This is a genomic window from Aeromonas sp. BIGb0405, from assembly GCF_024807335.1.
In the GTDB taxonomy this organism is placed as follows: Bacteria; Pseudomonadota; Gammaproteobacteria; order Enterobacterales; family Aeromonadaceae; genus Aeromonas; species Aeromonas rivuli.
Genome location: NZ_JANUEP010000007.1, coordinates 1 through 17608, shown reverse-complemented (window position 1 = coordinate 17608; position 17608 = coordinate 1). Strand labels below are relative to the sequence as shown.

Genomic DNA, 17608 nt, shown 5'->3' with positions numbered 1-17608 from the left:
ACGCCTGTTCCATCACTTCTGCAAGGGCACGACCAGCAGGTCGCAAGGCACTGTGTTCATCAGCTGGCGGGCACTGGAGGTCAGCAGGCTCCAGAAGCTCTGACGATGGCCACAGACCAGCAGGTCGATGTCATAGTCACGTACCGCCTGATTGACCCGCTCGCTCAGGTCGCCGCAGATCACCAGCTTCTTCTCGATGGGGTACTCCACCGGCGCCAGGAAGGCTTCCAGCTTCTCCTTGGCCTCGGCGATCACCTGATCCTGCACATTGTCGATGTCGATATCTATCATCTCGGTGTAGAGATCCTTGAGGTCGACATCGACATGGATCACCGACAGCTTGGCACCGTTGGAGATGGCCCGATCGACCGCCTTCTCAATCACCTTGCGGTTGTCTTCCGACAGGTCGATCGCGACCAGCACATGCTTGTAATGGGTTCCACTCATGGGATTCTCCTCACAGATAGTCTTGTCACTATACCAATCGCTATTGAAACTAAAATGTCATTCTCATCACAGCTTTATGTACCCATGGCACTCCTCTGTACCGCATTTGTGAGCCAGGTTCCGTTATCGCCATCGTGCAGCCATGCCTAGTGCTCGTCGCTCTGTATCGAGATGCGTGAGCCAGGTTCCGTTATCACCATCGGGCAGCCAGGCCTCGTGCTCGTCACTCTGTATCGAGATATGTGAGCCAGGTTCCGTTATCGCCATCGTGCAGCCAGGCCTAGTGCTCGTCGCTCTGTATCGAGATGCGTGAGCCAGGTTCCGTTATCGCCATCGTGCAGCCATGCCTCGTGCTCGTCGCTCTGTATCGAGATGTGTGAGCCAGGCCCCTTTATCGTCATAGTGTGTCGATGCGCATGAACCAGGCCTCGTGTTCGTCACTCTGTATCGAGATATGTGAGCCAGGCCCCTTTGCCGTCATTGTGCGCCGATGAAATGAGCGGAAACATGAGGCGGGTCACAGCGGGCAACTTGCCCCTTGTCCGCGCCGGGCATAGGATGTGCCCGTGTTTCGCAAGGATCACAACATAACAAGAAGCATCTGAATACCGCTTTGGGAGCCTATGGCTCCCTTTGTTTTTTTACCCCCCTTTCTTGTTCAGACGCTGCGCCATATCAAGGTCATCTCCTCCCCCGCTGGCTATGCTCAAGCCAGTGACTTTGGAGAAGTGCCATGATCATCCGTCCCGAGATCCAGGGCTGCGTCGCCCGCAACTGCCATCCCATCGGCTGCCGTGCCGCAGTGGAACAACAGATAGCCGAGATCCGCGCCGCGGGCCAGTTCAATGGCCCCAGGCGGGTGCTTGTCCTCGGCGCCTCATCCGGCTTTGGATTGGCCTCACGCATCGCGCTCACCTTCGGTGCCGGGGCCGACTCCCTTGGCATCTCGTTTGAGCGGGGCCCCTCCGAGAAAGGGGTTGGCAGCGCAGGCTGGTACAACAACATCTGGTTCAAGCAGGCCGCTGAACAGCAGGGGCGGCTGGCCCTGAATCTGATCGGCGATGCTTTCTCGGACGCGATGCGCCAGCAAGCCATAGCGACGATTCGCCAACAGTGGGGGCAGGTGGATCTGGTTATCTACTCCCTGGCGAGCGGTGTGCGGGTACTGGCCGATGGCCGCCAGGTGCGATCTGTCCTCAAGAGCACGGGGCAACCCTTCACCGGCCTGGGGCTGAATCTGGAGCACTATGCCCTCGAGGAACAGACCCTGCCGGTCGCCAGTGCCGAGGAGATCCGCGACACCGTCACCGTGATGGGCGGGGAGGATTGGCAGCACTGGTTGCAGGCGTTGCAGGATGCCGATTGTCTGGCGCCCGGGGTGCAGACGGTCGCCTACTCCTATATAGGCCCAGAGTCCACTTATCCCCTCTATCGAGACGGCACCATAGGCTATGCCAAGGAGCACCTGCACAGCACCGCCGAGGCGATCAACCTGCAGCTTGCGGCGATCGGCGGCCACGCCTGGGTCAGCGTGTGCAAGGCACTGGTGACCAAGGCCAGCGCCTATATTCCCGTACTGCCCGTCTATCTGGGGCTGCTGATGGGGGTCATGAAGGAGCAGGGGGTGCACGAAGGATGCATCGAGCAGATGCATCGTCTGTTCGCCAACAAGATGTACGGTAAGCAAGGAGTGGTGGCCGATGGTCACAGGCTGATCCGCATGGATGACCATGAGTTGAACCCGGCAGTGCAGGCGGCGGTCTCTGCACTCTGGCCCAAGCTGACCCCCCAGAACTTCGAGAGCATGGGGGATTTTGCCGGGCTGAGACGGGATTTTCTGCAGCTCAATGGCTTCGACTTGCCCGGTGTGGATTACGAGATGCCGGTCGACATCAAGGCCCTCGGCGAGTTGCAGCCCTAGGCCAGGCTGCGAGACAGCGTGACCACAGTGTGTGGCGGCGCCGCCAGCACCGTCTGGTTGCGCCCCTGACGCTTGGCCTGATACATGGCCATGTCAGCCCTGTGAATGAGCTGAGTAAGCGTCTCATGAGGATCTTCCCGGCCAGCGACCCCCAGGCTGATGGTCATCACGGGGCGACCGGGTTCCCGCTCGGCGGCCACTCGCTGGCGCAACTGCTCAGCCAGGTGCCAGCAATCTTGCGCCGGTAGCGGTATGGCGACCAGAAACTCCTCCCCACCCCAGCGGCCGATCAGCTCCCGCTCCGGCGCCCACTCCCCAAGCAACTGCCCAAGGCGGGCGATGGCGATATCCCCCGCACCATGGCCGTGCTGATCATTGATCTGCTTGAAGTGATCGATGTCGATGATGATCAGGGAGAGGGGCCCCTCCTGCTGCCAGAGAGTCTGCAACCGCTCTTGCAGGGCGTGCCGGTTGGCGAGCCCGGTGAGCTGATCGAAACTGGCCAGCCGATAGAGGCGACGGGAGCTGCGATGCAGGCGGTGGGTGGTGATACCGAGGAGGATCAGGGCGCTGAGCAGCAGCATCACCAGCATCAACTGATAGTTGCGGGCACTCTGCTGGTGGGCTATCTGCTGGCGCCGCCGTTCGTTTTCCAGTACCAGTCTGTGGTTATCGCTCTCGCTACGGGCCAAATCCATTTGCGCCTGGAAGGCGGCCGCGTGTTCGCTCAGGGTACGGTTGAAGTGCTGGCGATAGTCGGCATGATAGTCACTGAGCCCCCGGTAGGCGGCGGCATAGTTGCCTTGTCCGGCCAGGAGTTCGGCCCGAAGCGCCTTGCCTGAAAGATCCAGCGTCCCGGCCTCCTCGAGCAGTGCCAGGGCTGGGCCCGTCTCGCCCTGACTGCGCAGGGCTGCGGCCCGGGTGGTCAGCAGGCCGGGAGGGGTCGGGTAGCCGAGTTGCTGATGCAGCGCCTCTGCCTGATCCAGATGACGCAGTGCCGCCGAGCCGTTACCCTCGGCATTGAGGGCCATGGCGAGATAGCCCAGCATGGCGGCGCGATAGTCGGGAGAGAGAGCCGGGTTGGCCAGCTGGCTATCGAGTAGCTGACGGGCTCGTGCCGGGCGATCCATGTCGAGATAGAGTCGCGCCATGTTGGCCTTGATGAGGGTCTGACTGTTGGGCTCATCCAGGCTCAGGCTGCGCCGCAGGGCATCCAGATAGTGCTGTTCTGCCTCCTGACCCAGCCCGATGTCGGCGTAGAGGTTGCCCAGGGTGATGAGCAGCTGTATGCACTGCAACTGAGCCTGCTTGCTCTCCTGCTTGAGTTGGCGTTTGAGCAGGAAGGCGCTCTTGAGTTCGGCAATGGCCGATTGCAGCTGATTGGTTTTATAGTGAGCCAGGCCGTTCAGGGCATGCCATTGCGCGCGCTGCGCCGCATCGTCCTGCAGTGCGGGTTCGAGCTGAGCGAGCAGGGTAAAGGCCTGGTCGGGGGCGGCGGTATCCAGGGCGAGGGCTATCTGCTGCAGCTGGAAATCCCGCTGTCTGGAGGCTTCCTGATGGCTGGCGGCCAGCGCCCTGGCCCTGGCGTTGTCGAGCTGGGCGCCCCGGTAGTCACCCAAGTGTGCCTTGGCCAGGGATCTGGCGTGAAACAGTTCCATGTCCTGACCCGTCAGGGCATCGAGCTGGCTGAGGTAGACGGCGGGATCGCGCGCGGCTCGCCATTCGGCATCATTCAGCAGGGAAGGCGCGGCCTGCACCTGGTCAAGCCAGCACAGTAACAGCAGAAAATAGCGGCGCATCAGCGAGGGTCCCGGATCATGGGCGCCATGATAAGGGGTACGCTTGAGTACAGCATGCTTCATCGACTCGCCATGCCCATATGGGGGTAAGGCTGAGGCATTGGTTGAAACTGCAACAAATCCTGCGGCAAGTGGTTGATCCAGATCCGCTTCGTCGCGACAATCGAACCCAAATCACAGTGGAGAATCAGCATGTTGGCCCAAGCCATGATCGAGAAGTTGAACGACCAGATAAACCTGGAATTCTATTCCTCCAACCTCTACCTGCAGATGAGCGCCTGGTGCGAGGACAAGGGTTTCGAAGGTGCCGCCACTTTCCTGCGCAAGCATGCGGTGGAAGAGCGTCAGCACATGGAGCGTCTCTTTACCTATGTGAGTGAGACCGGCGCCATGCCGATACTGGGTGCCATCAGTGCCCCTCCCCACGAATTCACCACCCTGGGCGATGTGTTTCGCACCACCCTCGAGCATGAGCACCACATCACCCAGTGCATCAATGGCTTGGCCCACGTTGCCTTCACTACCCAGGATTACTCCACCTTCAACTTCCTGCAGTGGTATGTGGCCGAGCAGCATGAGGAAGAGAAGCTGTTCAAGAGCATAGTGGACCGCCTCAACCTGGTGGGCGAGGATGGCAAGGGCCTCTACTTCATCGACAAGGAGCTGGCCGAGCTGGCCAAGGCGTCCCCCGCCAGCGTGATGGACAACAACGCCTGATCCCTGGATGAGGCTTGCTTAAGTCTCCCGATAAGTCGTGGACACTTAATGTTCAGTCAGTACAATACGGCCCCCTCGTGGGCCGTTTCTTTTTTTGGTGGCCGGGGGGTGATGGTTGGGGTCTGTGCGTTGGCCCCGCTCTTGTTGATCTGTTTCAGGTGAGTGGCGCTGTGATGATAAGAACGGATGTTGTGGTGATCGGGGCCGGTGCGGCCGGTTTGATGTGTGCCCAGCAGGCGGGGTATCGGGGTCGTTCGGTACTGGTGCTCGACAACGCCAAGAAACCGGGCCGCAAGATACTGATCAGTGGCGGCGGCCGCTGCAACTTCACCAATCATCAGACTGGGCCCCAGGCCTTCCTCTGCAGCAACCCTCACTTCTGCAAGTCGGCCCTGGCCCGCTACACCCAGCAGGATTTCATCGATCTGGTGGACAGACACGGGGTCAACTATCACGAGAAGACCCTGGGTCAGCTGTTTTGCGACGAGAGTGCCAAAGAGATCGTCGATGTGCTGCTCACCGAGTGTGACTGGGCCGGGGTGAGCCTGCAGTTCCAGACCGAGATCCTGAGCGTCGCCAAGAGCGAAGACGGTTTCGTGCTCGTGACCAGCAAGGGGGAGATAGCGTGCCAATCCCTGGTGGTGGCGACCGGTGGCCTCTCCATGCCCAAACTCGGCGCGACCCCCTTCGGCTACAAGCTGGCGGAACAGTTTGGTCTGCCCGTGCTGCCGACCCGCGCCGGTCTGGTGCCCTTCACCCTGCATCAGGCCGACAAGGAGGCGTTTGCTGCTCTGGCCGGGGTCAGCCTGCCGGTCGCAGTGACCGCCGAGGATGGCACCCGCTTCAAGGAGGCCATGCTGTTTACCCATCGCGGCCTCTCCGGCCCCGTTATCTTGCAGATCTCCTCCTTCTGGCTGCCGGGGGAGAAGATCCATATCAACCTGCTGCCCGATCTCGACATATTGGCGACGCTGAAAGGGTGGGCGCAGGCTCATCCGGCTCAGGAGCTCAAAACCGTGCTGGGCCGCGAGCTGCCCAAGCGCTTCGTCGATACCCTGGTGGAGCTGGGCCAGCTCACTAACAAGCCGATGCGCCAATACAACGAGCGGGAGCTGGAGGCCATTGCCGCCCTGCTGGAAGATTGGCAGCTGCTGCCCAACGGTACCGAAGGCTACCGCACCGCCGAAGTGACCCTGGGAGGGGTCGACACCAACGCACTCTCCTCCAAGACCATGGAGGCGCGTCAGGTGCCCGGGCTCTATTTCATCGGCGAGGTGGTGGACGTGACCGGCTGGCTCGGGGGTTACAACTTCCAGTGGGCCTGGTCGTCCGGTTGGGTGGCGGGACAATATTGCTGATCTTCGCCGTTCCCAAGTGAGAGGCTTGTGCTTTATTCGCGCAAGGTTAGGATGGATCCATGGTCGATGAGGAGTGAGATGGCGACCGTGCCGTCTCCTTTCCCATCTCTTCGTCTTTGCTATTGAGGTGGAACATGTTTGAAAGCCTGGGTGTCATCAATGTCTGGACTTATTTAGTCGGCCTTTTTTTCATCATCATAGCCCCGGGCCCGAACTCCATTTATGTATTGCGAACCGGTGCCAGCCGCGGCATAGGCCCCGGTTATCGCGCCGCCCTCGGCGTCTTCGTCGGCGATGCCCTGCTCATCTTCTGCGCCTATCTGGGGGTCGCCTCCCTGATCCGTACCACACCCTTGCTGTTTACCCTGGTGCGCTACCTGGGGGCCATCTATCTGCTCTATCTGGGGGTGAGAATACTGTATGACAACTTCGTCGCCAGGACGGAGAGTCACCCTGCCGACCCGGTTCAGGGGGAGAACTACTTTGGCAAGGCGCTGACCCTGAGCCTCACCAATCCCAAGGCGATCCTGTTCTACGTCTCCTTCTTCGTGCAGTTCATCGATTTCAACTATGCCCACACCTGGCTCTCCTACCTGGTGCTGGCCGGCATGCTGGAGGCCATGAGCTTTGTGTATCTGACCTTGCTCATCTTTGGCGGCTCCCTGATGGCGCGCTTTTTTCAACGCAAACTGCGCCTGGCCAAGCTGGGCAACGGTCTGATCGGCCTCTTCTTCATGGGGTTCGCCGCCCGGCTCGCCACTCTTTCCTGAGTGATGATGAACTCACCCGGCTTGGCGTCGGGTGAGGTTGTGTATTCTGTTCTCCCCTCATATGCCTGTCTCTGCTCATTAATCACTTCTTTATCAATTAGTTGGCCTCTACTGCGCCGCTCTCTTCTTCCCACAAAACAATTGAAGTCACAAATGATACTTATTAACATCCTCAGTCGCTGATTGGCATCAGGCTGCCCGATCCCGGTGGGGCATCTCTTGTGGTTGGCGGGGGATAGGTATTCCTCTCGATGACTCATGGGCAAGCCATCCGTCACGACAATAACGGATGCTCGGTCCCCACGGCCGCATCATCGATAGCAATAAATGGTGCCAAAGGCACCCATGAACAGGTAGAGCAGGACGTCATGTTAAGACAAGCAAGGAACTATCCCCTGAATGCCCTGGTACTCGCGCTGACCATGACCGGTGCCTTCCCTGCCCTGGCGGCACAGACCGAGGCCAAGCCGGAGACCATGGTGGTGGTCGCCAGCCATGCCCCCAAGAGCATCAGCGACATTCCGGGTACCGTCTGGTATGTGGATTCACAGCGGATAGAACAGGAGTCCCGCGGCGGCAAGAGCCTGGGCGAGATATTGGCAGCCGTGGTGCCTTCCCTGGATGTCAGCAGCCAGGGAAGGACCAACTATGGTCAGAACCTGCGTGGCCGCGCCATGCTGGTGATGATAGATGGTGTCTCCCTCAATTCGGCCCGCCTCATCAGCCGTCAGCTCGATTCCATCGATCCTTTTAACATCGCGCGCATCGAGGTGCTGTCGGGGGCGACGTCCATCTATGGCGCGGGTGCTACCGGCGGTGTGGTCAACATAGTGACCAAGAAGGGTGAACAGGGCGAGCTGCAATTCGAGAGCTATGCAGGTACCACCACGGGTTTTAACAGTCATGAAGATGTTGATTACAAACTGGCCCAGTCGGTGGCGGGGGGTAATGATCTGGTACAGGGGCGCGCCTCCCTCGTCTACAGCAGCAACAAGGCCTTCTTCGATGCGGGTGGAGACATGGTGGTGCCGGACATCACTCAGGGGTCGCTGCAGTTCAACGAAGTGATAGATACCATGGGCAGCCTGACTTTCACTCCATCCGGCACTCAGAGTCTGACGTTGCTGGCCCAGTACTACAGCAGCAAGCAGGATAGCCCTTACGGCATCTACTTCGGTCAGGATCTGGCCGGTGCGCCGGGCAACATTACCGGCAACCCGGCGGACACCAGCCTGATTGCAGTGCGTGATGGTTTTGAATCCGATCGCCAAGGCGCGACCGAGCGCTGGTTGCTCAACGCCGACTACCGCAACACCGACTTCCTGAATCACACCCTGATGGTGCAGGCCTCTTATCGCAGTGAAGAGTTCTCTTTCATTCCCTTCATCTATGGCAGCTACCTGGCCGCCTCCGAGCAGAGCACGGATGTGGTGAGCCTGCGCACCGCGCTGATCAAGGATTGGGATCGCCTGACCCTGACCTATGGGGTCGATGGTTTCATCGATACCCTCAAGAGCAACCAGGCCCTGTTTGACAAGCAGACCAGCTATGACAGCGGCGGTCTGGTCAACAAGACCGCCAGCACCATAGGTCGCTACCCCGGGGTCGAAGTGGAGTCCCTGGCGGGTTTCCTGCAAACCGAATTTGCCGTCACCGACCGCTGGTCCCTGGATGGGGGCTATCGCTACCAGTACACCCGCAACAAGATTGACGACTTCGTCGACTACAACATGCAGCGCAACATCGCCTTCGGCAAGGGCAGCAGTGCCGATGCAGTACCGGGGGGCACGACCAGCTACAACACCGGACTGTTCAATCTGGGCACCCTCTACAAGCTGACGCCTCAAACCCAGCTGTGGGCCAACTTCTCCCAGGGCTTCGATCTCTCGGATCCCTCCAAGTACTATGGTACCGGCACTTACAGCAAGACCCCGGATGCTCAGGGCCACTACAGCCTGCAAAAGAGCGTCAACGTAGCCGATTCCAAGTTGCAGGGCATCAAGACCAACAGCTACGAGATAGGGGTACGTCATGATACCGATCGCCTGAGTCTGCAGAGTGCGGCCTATCTCTCCTTGTCCGACAAGGCGGTCAAGGTAGACAAGTCGACCATGCTGATCAGTGTGTTGGATGACGAGAAGCGAGTGTATGGGATAGAAGGGCAGGCCTCCTATTGGCTGACCGATGCCTGGCAGTTGGGCGCCAATGGTCACCTGGTCAAGTCGGAGCAGAAGAGCGCCGAGGGTGGCTGGGAGAAGGTATCGGTGGATAATGCCAGCGGCTCCAAGGCTGCTGCCTGGCTGGGTTGGCAGCAAGATGCGCTGGCGATGAAGCTGCAGAGCCAGACGCTGTTTGATCTGACCGACGATGCCGATGGCAAGATTGAGGGTTACACCCTGCTGGATCTGATTGGCAGCTATGAGTTGCCGGTGGGCAGCCTGGGCTTCGGTGTGCAGAACTTGCTCGACAAGCAGTACAGCACCGTATGGGGTCAGCGCGCCGCTAGTCTCTACAGCTACTATGGGCCAGCCGAGATGTTTGACTATCAGGGACGCGGTCGCACCTTTACCGTCAACTACCAAGTCAAATACTGAGCAGGGTATTGAGCGTGCTGGCTTGGCCAGCATAGCACTCACCTCTGTCGGTGCTCGGCTCAGGCACTGAACAGGATATGACCACAAAGACCCCGTTCCCATGAGCGGGGTCTTTGTGTTTCAGGCGTGACGCGTTAATGTCCCCGCCTTGATCCCGGTCAGCGGCGCCCGGCCCCATAATCCCTATAGTGGGCCGCCAGTCGCGCACCGACCCCCTGAGGTATCCATGCTCGAAAACCAGATGATGTTGCTGGCCGTATTTGAACGGGCGGCGTTGATGCTAATGACCCTGTTCTTCCTGACCCGCACCCGGCCCTTTCAGCGGCTGTTTCAAAAGCAGAACCATACCCCGGCCGAGCTGGTGCTGGTCGCGGTCATCTTCGGCCTGTTCGCGGTGTTCAGTACCTACACCGGCATTCCGGTGGAGGGGGCGCTCATCAACGTGCGGATCATCGCCATCATCTCCGGCGGCATACTGTTTGGCCCCTGGGTCGGCATCCCGGCCGGGGTCATCTCGGGTCTGCATCGCTACCTCATCGACATGGATGGCCACACCTCTATTCCCTGCCTCATCGCCAGCATCATCGCCGGCCTGCTGGCGACCTGGATCTACTTTCATTGCCGCAAGTCGCGGCTCTGGCTGTACGGCATCCTGGCGGGGATGTTCTGCGAGGGGCTGACCATGCTGCTGATCTGGCTGCTGACCGAACCTCATGCCATCGGGATCGAGATCGTCAGCCACATCGCCTACCCGATGATCGCCGGGGCGCTCTGCATCGGGCTCATCATCAAGCTGGTGCAGGATCTGGATGATGAGAAGGAGTTGATCGCCGCCAAGCAGGCCAAGCTGGCCCTCGACATCGCCAACAAGACGCTGCCGTTTTTCCAGAAGGTCGATCGTCACTCCCTCGGTCAGGTGTGTGGTGTCATCAGGAGCGAGATCCATGCCGATGCGGTGGCCATCACCGACACCCGGGACGTGCTGGCCTACGTGGGGGTGGGCAAGGATTACTACGAGCTGGACGAGCACCACGCCATCAGCGACATGACCCAGCGCGCCGTGTTGCTGGACCAGATCATCATCAACAACGATCTGCGCCAGTATCATCTGTCGGACTTCCACTCGGTCATCATCATTCCGCTGCGGGAGAACGGCGCCGTCAGCGGCACCCTCAAGATCTACTACCGCCGCACCCACAGCATCACCAGCTCCCTGCGGGAGATGGCGGTGGGCCTCTCCCAGCTCATCTCCACCCAGATGGAGGTGTCGCGCATCGAGCAGCTCAAAGAGATGACCCGCAAGGCGGAGTTCACCGCGCTGCAGAGCAAGATCAACCCGCACTTCCTGTTTAATGCCCTCAATGCCATCTCATCCTTGATCCGCATCCGCCCCCAGCAGGCGCGCCAGCTCATCGCCAACCTGGCGGACTACCTGCGCTACAACCTCAACAAGGGGGACGAGCTCATCGACATTCAGGAGGAGCTGCAGCAGGTGCGCGACTACGTGGCCATCGAGCAGGCCCGCTTCGGCGACAAGCTGGAGGTGGTGTTCGAGGTGGACGACGTCCACATCCAGGTGCCCTGCCTGCTGTTGCAGCCCCTGGTGGAAAACGCCATCCTGCACGGCATCCAGCCCCGCAGCGCTCCCGGTAAAGTCACCATAGAGGTGAAGCAGCTGGCGGGGGGTATCCGGGTGGCGGTGCGCGACACCGGTTATGGCATCAGCCAGGCGGTGATCGACGGGGTGGCCGCCGGCCGGGTGGAGAGCCGCAGCATAGGCCTGATGAACGTGCATCAGCGGGTCAAGCTGCTCTATGGCGACGGCCTGCACCTCAAGCGGCTGGAGCCGGGTACCGAAGTCTGTTTCTATCTGCCGAGCCAGGAGGCGATGCCATGTTGAGCGCCATCACTGTTGAAGACGAGTCGCTGACTGGAGAGGCGTTGTCATGTTGAAAGCCATTACTGTCGGAGATGAATGTTGGATGCGGGAGGCGCTGGCCTCTCCTGTGCTCCCTCAGGGGGCAATGCCATGCTGAAAGCCATCATAGTGGAAGACGAATACCTGGCTCGCGAGGAGCTGGTCTATCTGGTGAGCCAGCACAGCACCATAGAGATAGTGGCGAGTTTCGAAGATGGGCTGGAAGCGTTCAAATACCTGCAGGATCACGAGGTGGATGTGGTGTTTCTGGATATCCAGATCCCCTCCATCGACGGTCTGCTGCTGGCCAAGAATCTGCACAAGTCGAGCCATCCGCCCCATATCGTCTTCGTCACCGCCTACAAGGAGTTTGCTGTGGAGGCGTTCGAGCTGGAGGCGTTCGACTATATCCTCAAGCCCTACAACGAGCCGCGCATCATCAATCTGCTGCAAAAGCTCGAACATGCGGGCAAGTCGCAGCCGGGGCAGGGGGAGGTGAGCAGCCCGCACAATCGCACCATCAATCTGGTGAAGGGGGAGCGCATCATAGTCACCCCCTGCGAGCAGATTTACTACGCGGAGGCTGACGAGAAGCTCACCTATGTCTACACCCGCACCGATCGTTACGTGATGACCATGGCCCTCAGCGAGTTTGTCAGCCGCCTGCCGGCGGAGGGGTTCTTTCGCTGCCACCGCTCCTACTGCGTCAACATCAACAAGATCCGCGAAATAGTGCCCTGGTTCAACAGCACCTATCTCATCCGGCTTCATGATCTGCCGTTCGAGGTGCCGGTCAGCCGCAGCAACATCAAGGCGTTCCGTCAGCTGATGCGGCTCTGATTGTCATTCATGCCCGCCGATCTGCATTTCATGCCTTAATCTGCCGGCGCGAGCCGCGTCTTGCCTATAGTGGCCTCAATTTCCTTATGACCATCGCCCGAGACGCATCATGACTAAAGAGATGAATCGCACCCGGTATCTGACCCTGATCGGTACCATCATCACCCAGTTTGCGCTGGGCTCCGTTTACACCTGGAGCCTGTTCAACGCTCAGCTCTCCGACAAGCTGGACGAGCCGGTGAGCCAGGTGGCCTTCGCCTTCGGCCTGCTCAGCCTGTCGCTGGCGGTGGCCTCCTCCCTGGCGGGCAAGCTGCAGGAGCGGTTCGGGGTGCGCAACGTCACCCTGGGGGCTGGCGTGCTGCTTGGCATCGGCTTCTTCCTCACCGCCCATGCCAGCAACCTGGCCATGCTCTACCTCTGCGCCGGCATACTGGTGGGCTTCGCCGACGGGACCGGCTACCTGATGACCCTCTCCAACTGCGTGAAGTGGTTCCCGGAGCGCAAGGGGCTCATCTCCGCCTGCTCGATCGGTGCCTATGGCCTCGGCAGCCTCGGCTTCAAGTACATCAATCTGCTGCTGCTCTCCAACAACGGGCTGGAGGCGACCTTCCAGCTGTGGGGGCTGATCGCCATGTCCATGGTGCTGGTGGGCGGCATGCTGATGAAGGATGCGCCCCAGCAGGCCGCCTCAGTGCAGCAGACCGAAAGCCGTGACTTTACCCTGGCCGAGGCGATGCGCAAGCCGCAGTACTGGATGCTGGCGCTGATGTTCCTCACCGCCTGCATGAGCGGCCTCTACGTCATCGGTGTGGCCAAGGACATAGGCGAGAACATGGTGGGTCTGTCGACTGCGGTTGCCGCCAATGCGGTCGCCATCATCGCCATGGCCAACCTGGGTGGTCGGCTGGTGCTGGGCATACTGTCTGACAAGATGTCCCGCATCCGGGTCATCACCATAGCCCAGCTGATCACCCTGTGTGGCATGGCGTTGCTGCTGTTCGTGCCGCTCAATGCCAACCTCTTCTTCGTGGCGGTAGCCTGCGTGGCCTTCAGCTTCGGTGGCACCATCACAGTCTATCCCTCGCTGGTGAGCGACTTCTTCGGTCTCAACAACCTGACCAAGAACTACGGCGTCATCTATCTGGGCTTTGGTCTGGGCAGCATCATAGGCTCCATAGTGGCCTCCCTGTTCGGCGGCTTCATGGCGACCTTCAACCTGATCCTGGTGTTGCTGGTGGTGGCCCTGGTGCTCTCCCTCACCATCCGACTGCCAGCTCCCAAGGCCAGCTACGCCGACTGAGCCTGAAGCTATTGATAAATCTGACAAACCGGTGCCCATGGGCGCCGGTTTTCGTTTTTGTGAGTAAAAGACGTATGGATGGCTAAATAGCTATACTCTTCTGCCACCCTTTCCTATAATCCCCCCGCTTTGGCGCATCATGCTTAATAGGGAATCCGGTGAGAATCCGGAGCTGGCGCGCAGCGGTAAGGGGGAACGAAGCGACATCAGGGCACTGCCGCAAGGCGGGAAGCCGTCGCCTAGGCACTTGGCCCCCGAGTCCGAAGACCTGCCAAAGTTCGTATTTCTGGCCGAGAGAAACCGGCCAAGGAATAGATACTTACGCGAACTTAAGGATCTGTGATGTCCAAGAAATTTTGGGTGGCTGCCCTGTTGCCGACGGCCGCCTTCGCCCAGTCCACCCTGCCTGCCAATGACACCCTGGTGGTGACCGCCAACCGGGTGGAACAGCCTGTCAGCTCGGTATTGGCCCCCGTTGTGGTGATCGATCGCGCCGAGATCGAAGCCCGCCAGGTACAGAGCCTGCCCGAGTTGCTCAAGACCCTGCCGGGTGTGCAGATCACCACCCTGGGTGGTCGTGGCCACCAGAGCAGCCTCTTTATTCGTGGCACCAACTCCAACCACTCTCTGGTACTGGTCAATGGCCGCCCCATCGCCGCCATGGTGACGGGAGCCCCCGATCTCAGCCAGATCCCCCTCGGCAACATCGAGCGTGTCGAATACATACGCGGCCCGCGTGCGGCCGTCTATGGTTCCGATGCCATTGGTGGCGTCATCAACCTGATCACCCAGACCTCGGCCAAAGAGGGCGGCGAAACCCACCTCAAGGGTGGGGTGGGCAGTCATGGTTATGGCCTGGGTCAACTGCGCAGCGTGCAGGCGCTGGGTGCCAAGACAGATGCCAATCTGATGATCGGTTACGAGCGCGGGGACGGTTACGACGTCGTCGCCGCCGCCCAGCAGCCGGATCGGGATGGCTTTGACAGCCTGAATGGTCAGCTGGGTTTCAATCACGCCTTCAGTGACGCCTGGAGTGCGGATATCAACGCCCAGGGTTATGACAACCAGACTGAGATGGATGACCCCTACCTCAGCTCGGATCAGAGCCGGGTTCAGGCGTTCCAGTATGATGGCGCCGTCAAGTATCAGGCCGAGCACTTCAATAGCCGACTCGAGGCCAGCTATGGCGAGAACAAGCTGAAGAACTGGCTGGCGAGTCAGGGGGAATCCTCTGCCGAGCCGATCCACACCGGGTTGACCCGCTTCTCCTGGTTGAACAGCTGGAGCGGCGTCGAGGGCTTGGTGTTGACCGGCGGTGCCGACTGGCAGCAGGAGCAGCTCAAATCCGATTCGCGCAGCTATGGCCAGGCATTCGATGCCCCGGATCGTGACAACACCGGCTTGTTCGCCGTGGGCAGCTATCGCTGGCAGGCCCTGCTGATGGAGCTCTCAGGTCGCACCGACGACAACGAGCAGTACGGCCGTCATAACACCTGGTCGGCGGCCACCGGCCTGGATCTGGACCAGCACCACAATGTGCGGTTGAGCTATGGCACCGCCTTCAAGGCACCGACTTTCCTCGACCTCTATTACCCGGGTTATGAGAATCCGGATCTGAAGCCGGAAGAGAGCAAGAACCTGGAGCTGGACTTCACCGGTCGTTACACCGCCTGGGATTGGTCCGTGAATCTCTATCGCAACCGCATCCAGAACCTGATTGCCTGTCAGAGTGCCTTCTCCAGCTGCAAGCCGGATAACACCGATGCAGACATCAAGGGGATCGAGCTGGCACTGGGTCTGGATACCGGGCCTGTCCATCACGAGTTCAGCTATGACTACACCCGTGCCGAGGACAAGAACGATGACGATCGCCAGTTGCTGCGTCGGGCCAAGAACAAGGCCAGCTGGTTGGCGCAGGTGCAGACCGGCCCCGTGGACTGGTCGAGCGAGCTGCTCTATACCGGCAAGCGTGACGACAAGGACTTCTCCAGCTTCCCGGCCGAGCGGGTCGAACTGGGCTCATATACCCTGCTGAACCTGGCGGCCAGCTATTCGGCGACGTCTCAGCTGACCCTGGGCGGGCGCATCGACAACCTGTTCGACAAACAGTATGAGTCTGCTGTCGACTACCCGGGTCCTGGCACCGAGTTCAGGGTGACCGCGGATTACAGGTTCTGATAAGCCTGCTTATATAAGCACTCCCATTCGCACCCTAAAAACAGGCCCTGCCAGCAGCAGGGCCTTTTCTATTGGCGGGGAGCGGGAGTATGATCGCACCCTCGCAGCATAGGGGGTGCAGGTGGCTAATATTTTGGTGTTCGATTCCGGCATGGGTGGACTGAGCGTATATCGCGAGATCCGTCAGAGCCTGCCGGACCATAACTACTATTACTGTTTCGACAACGCCAACTTCCCCTATGGCGAGCTCAGTGAATCTGCCCTGATCCAGGCCTGCGTCCGCCTGGTGACCCGGGTGGTGGCCGAACAGGCCATCGATCTGGTGGTGATCGCCTGCAATACCGCCAGCACCATAGCGTTGCCCTCCTTGCGCACCGCCCTGACTATTCCCGTGGTGGGCGTTGTGCCCGCCATCAAGCCCGCCGCCGCCTTGACCCGCAACGGGTGTATCGGCCTGCTGGCGACGCCGGGCACGGTGGCCCGTCCTTATACCCACGAACTGATTGCCCAGTTTGCGCCGGGCAAGCGGGTGCTGCTCAAGGGGACGACTGAGCTCGTGGTCGAGGCAGAACGCAAGCTGGCGGGGGAGGTGGTGGATATGGCACTGCTGCGCCATGTATTGGCAGACTGGCTGGAAGGGAGTGAGCAACCGGATACCTTGGTGCTGGGATGTACCCATTTTCCCTTGCTCGATGCCGAAATCCGACAGCTCATGCCGAATTGCCAGCTGGTGGATTCGGGGGCGGCAGTCGCCAAGCGTGTGACCCATCTGCTGAGCAGTCATGGCATGGCTGCGACAATCGGGGTTCCAGAGGCGCATGCCTACTGCACCCGGCTGGATGAGGAGGCCAAAAAAATAACAGCCCCCTTGCAAGCTTGGGGGCTGTCTACCTTAACTGAAGTCCTGCTCTGAGCGATCAGGCGTCGACGTCGTTCTCACGTTCTTCTTTGTCGCGCTTGTCATTGGCTTCACGCACCTTGAGGGTGCGCTGCTGATACTCTTTGTCATTGAGCGTCGCAATAGCCCTGGCCGCATCGGCAGCAGGCATCTCGACAAAGCCGAATCCCCGGCGCTTGCCAGTCGCCTTGTCTTTCATCAAGCGAACAGAAATCACCTGACCCTGCTCGGCGAACAGCTCGCGCACGGCGATCTCGTTGGCGCGATAAGGCAGGTTGCCTACATATAAGGTACAAGTCTCTTGGCTGGCACCATTGGCTGCCATGGCCACGGGTGCCTTATTCAGGAACAGAGGGACCACGAAGCCACCAATCGCCAAGCCAGCGGCGAAGATCACCTCGGCTTTCAAAGAAAACTGCAGCGCTTGGGCAATCAGATAACCAATCAATGCCAATACCAGGGCTAATACAGCAGCCTGCATATAAACGGGAAACTTGGATAAATTCATCTTTAAAGACCTTTTGTAAATGAAAGCAAAAAAGGTGCAACACTATATTCACCACCATGGTAACCAGCTTTCCTGGATGACGCTACTATGGCCACTCGGTACAGATATTTCCGCTCAAGTATGATGCCACATTCCACCTCCTGCCTACTTTAATGGTAGCTAAACGGGGCATAAATCACGCTTCTGTGGATAAACCTGTATATATGCTTGGGGTAAGCTGTTCCTAATTGAATAGGCTGCAATTTATGTGATTTTCTTCAAAAAACGGCTTGCCAGCGCGGCTGCCATCCCTATAATGCGCCCCTACCAGCACGGCACAACACGCCGGACTGAGGAGCTAGCTTCACAGTGAAGCGGGCG

The 17608-nt window shown here is 59.6% G+C and carries 13 protein-coding genes and 1 riboswitch; of the genes, 10 read left to right on the top strand and 3 right to left on the bottom strand.

Annotation, left to right across the window (positions count from 1 at the left end; translation table 11 throughout):
• Window positions 1–12: 12 nt before the first annotated feature.
• Entirely contained in the window at window positions 13–447 is a 435-nt protein-coding gene (locus M2366_RS15120) for a universal stress protein (protein ID WP_042041199.1), read from the bottom strand.
• 733 nt (window positions 448–1180) lie between these two features.
• On the opposite strand from M2366_RS15120, the gene fabV reads away from it, so the two are divergent.
• Window positions 1181–2368: an enoyl-ACP reductase FabV gene (gene fabV, locus M2366_RS15115; protein ID WP_259270100.1), complete on the top strand. Its 1188-nt coding sequence runs from the start codon at window positions 1181–1183 to the stop codon at window positions 2366–2368.
• On the opposite strand, the gene M2366_RS15110 is transcribed toward fabV, so the two are convergent.
• Entirely contained in the window at window positions 2365–4167 is a 1803-nt protein-coding gene (locus tag M2366_RS15110) for a diguanylate cyclase domain-containing protein (RefSeq protein WP_310504102.1), read from the bottom strand. The two genes, fabV and M2366_RS15110, sit on opposite strands and share 4 nt — an antisense overlap.
• Window positions 4168–4359: 192 nt before the next feature.
• Here M2366_RS15110 and ftnA point away from each other — a divergent pair, with 192 nt between their 5' ends.
• From ftnA to murI, 9 genes are all read left to right on the top strand, one after another.
• The gene (gene ftnA, locus M2366_RS15105) at window positions 4360–4884 is read left to right on the top strand and encodes a non-heme ferritin (RefSeq protein ID WP_042041196.1); all 525 of its coding nucleotides are present in this window, start codon (window positions 4360–4362) and stop codon (window positions 4882–4884) included.
• Between the two features lie 173 nt (window positions 4885–5057).
• A complete protein-coding gene (locus tag M2366_RS15100) occupies window positions 5058–6242 on the top strand; it encodes an NAD(P)/FAD-dependent oxidoreductase (RefSeq protein ID WP_042041195.1) in 1185 nt (394 codons plus the stop codon).
• Between the two features lie 134 nt (window positions 6243–6376).
• Entirely contained in the window at window positions 6377–7012 is a 636-nt protein-coding gene (gene leuE, locus M2366_RS15095) for a leucine efflux protein LeuE (protein WP_042041194.1), read from the top strand.
• Window positions 7013–7380: 368 nt separating this feature from the next.
• Window positions 7381–9606 carry a TonB-dependent receptor gene (locus M2366_RS15090; RefSeq protein WP_310508877.1) on the top strand — a complete coding sequence of 742 codons (2226 nt, stop codon included), beginning with the start codon at window positions 7381–7383 and terminating at the stop codon, window positions 9604–9606.
• A gap of 226 nt (window positions 9607–9832) precedes the next feature.
• The gene (locus tag M2366_RS15085) at window positions 9833–11506 is read left to right on the top strand and encodes a sensor histidine kinase (protein ID WP_259270099.1); all 1674 of its coding nucleotides are present in this window, start codon (window positions 9833–9835) and stop codon (window positions 11504–11506) included.
• Between the two features lie 129 nt (window positions 11507–11635).
• Window positions 11636–12364, top strand: coding sequence for a LytTR family DNA-binding domain-containing protein (locus tag M2366_RS15080; RefSeq protein ID WP_075116257.1), 729 nt, complete (start codon window positions 11636–11638; stop codon window positions 12362–12364).
• Window positions 12365–12473: 109 nt separating this feature from the next.
• Entirely contained in the window at window positions 12474–13664 is a 1191-nt protein-coding gene (locus tag M2366_RS15075) for an MFS transporter (RefSeq protein ID WP_259270098.1), read from the top strand.
• Between the two features lie 113 nt (window positions 13665–13777).
• A riboswitch (cobalamin riboswitch) is annotated at window positions 13778–13955 on the top strand.
• A gap of 51 nt (window positions 13956–14006) precedes the next feature.
• Window positions 14007–15842, top strand: a complete 1836-nt coding sequence (locus M2366_RS15070) for a TonB-dependent receptor domain-containing protein (protein WP_224431689.1) — start codon at window positions 14007–14009, stop codon at window positions 15840–15842.
• A gap of 121 nt (window positions 15843–15963) precedes the next feature.
• Window positions 15964–16755 (top strand): glutamate racemase, encoded by a 792-nt coding sequence (gene murI / locus M2366_RS15065; RefSeq protein WP_042041219.1) that lies wholly within the window; start codon window positions 15964–15966, stop codon window positions 16753–16755.
• A gap of 4 nt (window positions 16756–16759) precedes the next feature.
• On the opposite strand, the gene M2366_RS15060 is transcribed toward murI, so the two are convergent.
• Entirely contained in the window at window positions 16760–17248 is a 489-nt protein-coding gene (locus tag M2366_RS15060; RefSeq protein WP_042041186.1) for an RNA-binding protein, read from the bottom strand.
• Window positions 17249–17608 lie beyond the last annotated feature (360 nt).